This is a genomic window from Nocardioides sp., assembly GCF_035697785.1.
Classification (GTDB): domain Bacteria; phylum Actinomycetota; class Actinomycetes; order Propionibacteriales; family Nocardioidaceae; genus Nocardioides_B.
Genome location: NZ_DASSCL010000020.1, coordinates 1 through 4,598 on the forward strand (window position 1 = coordinate 1; position 4,598 = coordinate 4,598).

Consider the following 4,598-nt stretch of genomic DNA (forward strand, 5'->3'; position numbering starts at 1 on the left):
AGCGAGATCGCCATCCCGGCCACGAACGGTGCTCGGACGACGCGGGGCCACTCGTCCTCGGTGAAGTCACTCTTCGTCGTCACAGCCGGCTTCCCTCCGATGTCGGGTCGGACCTGGTCCCGAAAGCGTTGCGGCCACCGAGCCGGCACCACATCACCCCGACCGGGTGAGGTGGGCGTGCGGTCCGGTGGCGGCACGACGGCGCCCGACGGCACCCGCCCGAGCGCGCGCGTGCCCGCTCCGGCCCGGACCGTCTCATCCGTCGACCGCCGGGTCTTGATCGGGCTGGCTCGCGGGCGCATCCTCGGTGAAGGAGGTTTCCATGCGGTCCACGAGTATTCCCGACGGCATTCCGGTTCTCTCCCGCGGCCGACACCGCTCGCCCCGACGGGGTGCCTGCTTCATGGAGCTGGCGTCGGTCCTCGCCGGTGAGCGGTGGAGTGACCATCCCGCTTCCACCCATCCCCTCCTCGGGCAGCTGGCCAGACAGGTCAACGACGTGACCAGTGACGAAGAGCGGCAGCTGCTCACGCCGCTGATCCCGTCCGTCGTCGGCCGCCGCGGGGACGACACGACGTGGCTCACCGTCGCGGTCGCGGTTGCCTCGCGCGTGATCCTCGACGTGCCCGAACCGGCGCAACGCGTGCTGGCCGGCGGCCTGCTGCAGGCCGAGCAGCTGTGTGCCGACGCCGGGCCCACCCTGGCCGCGACCCGGCGACAGGCCCAGGCAGCGCTGGAGCTGGTGCCCGGTGCGGTGGCCTGGATCGAGCGGCTCGGCGTACGAGGGCGGATCAACGACAAGACCTTCGCCAAGCACTGCGCGCCGACCATGGTCCAGTGCGCCGTCGAGGGGGTCGTTGCCAGCGGCGGCGCCGATCGCGATCGACGACTGCGGACCCTGCTCGAGGCCGGGATCGCCGCCTGTCCCCCGCCGGACAGCGCTCAGGCCGCGGTGCCGTCCGTCTCGCCGAGCGGGTGGCTGATCAGCTCGAGCCGGTCGCAGTCGGGCGAGCGGTAGGCCGAGGTCGCGCTCCGGCTCAACCCGCGGTCGCGGCGCGCGCGGGGCTGTTGACCCAACTGACGCACTGACCCTGGTTGCGGAAGTGGAACGACGCCCAGCCGCCGTTCTTGCACTGCGCGGCACCGGTCGGGAGTGCGTGGACCTCCACAACGCCCGCGATCGTGCTCGTCTCCGCACCCGCTGCGTCCTGGACGGCGACGGAGACGACGTACGTGCCGGGAGCGTCGTAGGCGTGGCTCGCCGTCGTGGACCCACCTCCGACCCCGGCGACCAGCGCGCAGTCGGGCTGCTGGCCCGTGACACAGCTGCTTCCGTCTCCCCACGACCACGTGGCGGTGTGACTGTCAGCGAGGTCAGCGTCCAGGAACGCGGCGGTCGCTGTGACAGTCGTCCGAACAGGCACGAGGGCGGCGCCGACGGATACCGAGTCGATCGAGGGCGGGAGGTTCGCGGGCGCCGTACGTACGGCGACGCTCCACAGGCTCGCGTGTGAGGTGCGGACCGAGATCCGGACGTTGCCCGTCGCCAGGGTCTGCCGAACGGCGACGCACGGGTCGGGTACGGCGCGCGTGGGATCGGTGCACTCGGCGGCGGCGACCGAGTCACGCAGGATCTCCAGGGTGTCGGCGTCCTCGCCCGTGGGGATGATCGAGGCGTCGATCTCGAACGTGACGAGCAGGGGGTCGTCCAAGGTCGCCGCAGGGGCGGTGATGTCGACCTGCTTGCCCAGCAGCGCGAAGCCGCTCGGCGGGGCAGGGGACTCCTGCTCGCGGAGCGTCACCGTCCCGCCCGTCGGCGTGGTCACCGAGGTCTGCAGCGGGTCGGACCGGGTGGCGCCGTACCCGTCGGGGTCCGACGACACCGTGCCGCCCGGCGCCGCCTCGGCCTCGGTGGTGCGCTCGGCACCGGCCACGGCGAGCCCGAACGCGTCACCCGCGGCGATCGCGACGGCGTCCGTCACGGCCAGCACCGGCCGCGGAAGGTGGGAAGCGACCCGGTCGCCGGTGCCCAGCTGGCCCTGCGAGTTGAAGCCCCAGGCGAGCACGTTGCCGGACGCGAGCCTCGCCAGGGACTGCTGACCGCCGGCGGCCACCTCGACGACGCCGCTCAGATCCGGCACGGCGGCCGGCGCCAACGAGCCGAAGGCCGCAGGCCGTCCGAGCTGCCCCTCGTCGTTGGCTCCCCAGCCCCAGACGGCGCCGTCTTCGGCGATGCCCAGGCTGAACCGGAACCCTGCCGACACCGAGGACATCGGCGGGAGGTCCGCGACGGGCTGAGCGAGCGTGCGGCTGCCGTCGCCGCCCCAGGCCCACACGGACCCGTCGTCCCGGAGTGCCAGTGTGTGGTCGTAGCCCGACGACACGTCGACCACGTCCGAGAGTCCGGGAACGGGCGCCGGTACCGGCCGGCTGGTCGTCGAGCCGTCCCCGAGCTGGCCGACCACGTTCTCGCCCCAGGCCCAGACGGTGCCGTCCGCGAGCAGCGCCGTGCTGTAGAAGTTGCCCCCCGAGACCGCGGTGACCGGGTTGCCGGACGGGAGGCCGGCGACTGGGGTCGGCGATAGCCGGGTCGTCGTCGTCCCGTCACCCAGCTCCCCCCTGGAGTTGCCGCCCCAGGCCAGCACCTGCCCGTCCACGACCGCGAGCGAATGGCCCGTTCCCGCCTCCGCCACGGAGGCACCGACGAGGCCGGGCACCGGCTGCGGGGTGCCGCGCGGGATCACCGTCCCGTCCCCGAGCTGGCCGGCGAAATTCGAGCCCCAGGCCCACACCGACCCGTCGTCCGCCAGCGCCACCGAGTGCTCGTCGCCGGCCGACACGGCTGCAACCGGCGGCATCGGCCGCGTGCGGGTGGCGGCCGTGCGTCGGGAGACGCTGCGGTCGCCGAGCTGACCGTCACTGTTGCTGCCCCACGCCCACAGGCCGCCGGCGGTATCCAGTGCCAGTGTGTGCCCGTGACCGGCGTCGAGGGAGGCCACCTCGGGGAGGCCGAGGACGAGACCGGGCGTGCTCCTCGAGGTCACGGTGCCATCCGCGAGGTGGCCCTGGTTGTTCGAGCCCCAGGCCCAGGCACGGCCTTCATCGTCGACCGCCAGCGCGAAGGTGGCTCCGGCGGCGACGGAGGACAGCCGCACGTCTGGAGACGTGCTGACGGGCACCGGGGTGAGCCGGTCCGTCGTGGTCCCGTCCCCGAGCTGTCCGAAGTTGTTGGCGCCCCATGCGTACGCCGCCCCGCTCTCCCCGAGCGCCACCGTGAAGGCGTCGGAGGCCACGACGTCCACGATTGTCTCCGGCATCGGCACCAGGACCGGCGCGTGCCGGTCGGTCGTGGTGCCGTCGCCGAGCTGCCCGAGCCCGTTCCAGCCCCACGCCCAGACCTGGCCGTTCGTGTCCAGTACCACGCTGGAGATGCTGTTCAGGCCGGCGGAGATCCTGGCCACGGGGGGCAGGCCGGGCACCGGCGCCGGCGTGCTCCGATCCGCCGTCGTGCCGTCGCCGAGCTGGCCGAACATGTTCCAGCCCCACGCCCAGACCTGCCCGTCCGCGTCGAGGGCCAGGTTGTGGTTGGAGCCCGCCGAGATCTGCTTCACCGAGTCCGGGAGGCCGAGGGTCGGCCTGGGCAGCAGTGAGTCGTCGAGGTCGCCGGTGCCGAGCTGGCCGCGGTTGTTGCTGCCGATGCCGAGGACCTCGCCGTCGGCGGTCAGCAGGATCGAGTGGTCCGTGCCGCCGTCGACGTCGCTGATCTCTCCGAGTCCGGTCAGGCCGGACACCAGCTCGGGCACTCCCTTGTCGTCGTCGGTGTCGTCCCCGAGCTGGCCGTCGCCGTTCGCACCCCAGGACCAGGCGCGGCCCTGGGCGTCCACCGACAGGCTGTGCTCATCGCCGGCGCCCAGCTCGGCCATCCCGCTGAGCACGTGCTCTGGCAGCACCCGGATGCCCGCGCTGCCGTCACCGAGCTGGCCGCTGAGGTTGCGGCCCCACCCCCAGACGGTGGCGGAGTCGTCGGCCGGGTCGGCCGCAGCGGGTGCCGCCGCGCCCGCAAGCGGGGCCAGCGCAGCCACGGCCATCGCGGCGGTCGCCAGGACGGAACGAACCGGGGTGTGCACACGTCCACGCGACATCGACTTCGCCTCTCACCTGTGGTGAGAGTCAGTTGTACCGACGTGTCGTGAAGTTTCCGTCAATGGTAAAAAGTCCGGGACGTCCGGTGTTCCCCGCATGGCGCAAGCGCGCCACGGGCCTGCTCTGGGCCGCCCTCAGAGCACCGCCGTGCCGTACATCTCGCCGAGCGGGTCGCTGATCAGCTCGAGCCGTTCGCCGTCCGGCCCGGGGAAGTAGATCGACGTCGTGCTCTCCTCCTGGTAGCCCACGCCGGCGACCTCGAGGTTGCGCTTGAGCCGCTCCCACCGGTCCGGCTCGACCGAGATCGCGATGTGGTGCAGCCCGCCGAGCACCTCGGCGTACGGCCCGACGTCGAGACCCGGGAAGTCGAAGAACGCGATCAGGTTGCCGTTGCCGATGTCGAAGAAGAAGTGGTTCGAGCCCTTGTAGTCCCGGTTCTCGAAGATCTCGGTGAG

3 protein-coding genes are annotated in these 4,598 nt (G+C 72.6%); 1 reads left to right on the plus strand and 2 read right to left on the minus strand.

The features are described from left to right. Window positions 1–499: 499 nt before the first annotated feature. Window positions 500–1,018 carry a hypothetical protein gene (locus tag VFH10_RS02635; protein WP_325125657.1) on the plus strand — a complete coding sequence of 173 codons (519 nt, stop codon included), beginning with the start codon at window positions 500–502 and terminating at the stop codon, window positions 1,016–1,018. 19 nt (window positions 1,019–1,037) lie between these two features. Here VFH10_RS02635 and VFH10_RS02640 read toward each other — a convergent pair whose 3' ends face one another. Together VFH10_RS02640 and VFH10_RS02645 are read right to left on the minus strand one after the other, a co-directional pair. Then, on the minus strand, window positions 1,038–4,142 hold the full coding sequence (locus tag VFH10_RS02640) for a PKD domain-containing protein (protein WP_325125658.1): 3,105 nt from the start codon (window positions 4,140–4,142) through the stop codon (window positions 1,038–1,040). A gap of 135 nt (window positions 4,143–4,277) precedes the next feature. Beyond that, window positions 4,278–4,598: VOC family protein (locus VFH10_RS02645; protein WP_414689824.1), on the minus strand; the 321-nt coding region annotated here is incomplete at its 5' end.

What these genes read in the sequence shown, in the direction of transcription:
- VFH10_RS02640 (WP_325125658.1), bottom strand. Translation starts at nt 4,142, where the DNA reads ATGTCGCGTGGACGTGTGCACACCCCGGTTCGTTCCGTCCTGGCGACC.